This is a genomic window from Lysinibacillus sp. 10T31 (assembly GCF_056394365.1).
Map to the genome: position 1 here is coordinate 1 of NZ_JBFTHS010000141.1, position 1043 is coordinate 1043.

Consider the following 1043-nt stretch of genomic DNA (forward strand, 5'->3'; position numbering starts at 1 on the left):
GACAACGCTCAGGCCGGGCGCGTGGCCGATCGGTTCGCCGTCATCGCGCTGGCGGGCGAGATGGCCATCGCCTACGGCCTGCTGCCATGGAAACCGGGCACCGCCCTCGCCGACTGCCGCTTGCTCTATGGCGAATGGCTCAGTCGGGTAGGCAGCGGGAATGCTGAAGACCGACAGATCCTCGCCGGCATTCTCGACTTCATCGATCGCCATGGCAGTAGCCGCTTTTCCGATGTCGATGACGTGACGCCTGACACCAAGGTATTCAACCGCGCCGGCTATTGGGAGCTGACGGGCAATAACCGCCTGTACCTGTTCAACAAGCCGGCACTGATCGAAGCTGCCCATGGCTACGGCCTGTCTCGCATCATCAAAGCGCTGGAAGGCGCGAACGTCCTGGCCCGCCGCGACAACGAACGCAAAACCAAAAACTACCGGCTCCCCGGTGGTGGCCAGGCACGCCTGTACGTGGTCGATCCCGAGGCAATGGACCGCGAAGGGGGTGGTGTATGACGCCTCCACTCGGGCAAATCAGCATTGCCCAAATACACAGGAACCTAGAATCACTGGCAACAGTGGCAACACCGGCAACGGCCTTGTGGGACGTGGCTTGCAGCCGTTGCCACCCTATAAAAAGAGTGGCAACAACTGGCAACACACACCTCAGTTTCAATATAAGGGGCCAGCTCAACCCGTCAGCCTGGTTATCACTGTTGCCGGTAAAAATCCGGTGGCAACAATTTGGAAGCATTGGCAACACCTGGAGGCCACGGTTTACGGGGCTGTTGCCATTGTTGCCGCTGTTGCCGGCGTTTTTGAAATCACAGGAACATTGGATTACGAGTAATCAGGCCGAGGTGGCGCTATGAGCCTCCTGTCCGCCCTGCTCGATCACATGCCGCCGGCCATCGCCGGGACCGACTCCACAAAATTGCGGAGTCGCCCTCAGTCTCGCCCGCATTTGGTGCTGGCCAACCGCGTCGAGCACCCTGCCCAGTTCGTTACCGGCCCCCATGCCAGTGCCGCCACGGCCACACCTGAGT

2 protein-coding genes are annotated in these 1043 nt (G+C 60.5%); both read left to right on the top strand.

Annotated elements, in window-relative coordinates; all coding sequences use genetic code 11:
• Window positions 1–513: hypothetical protein (locus AC1DCY_RS27170; RefSeq protein WP_477355800.1), on the top strand; the 513-nt coding region annotated here is incomplete at its 5' end.
• Between the two features lie 97 nt (window positions 514–610).
• Window positions 611–847 carry a hypothetical protein gene (locus AC1DCY_RS27175; RefSeq protein ID WP_477355803.1) on the top strand — a complete coding sequence of 79 codons (237 nt, stop codon included), beginning with the start codon at window positions 611–613 and terminating at the stop codon, window positions 845–847.
• Window positions 848–1043: the final 196 nt, after the last annotated feature.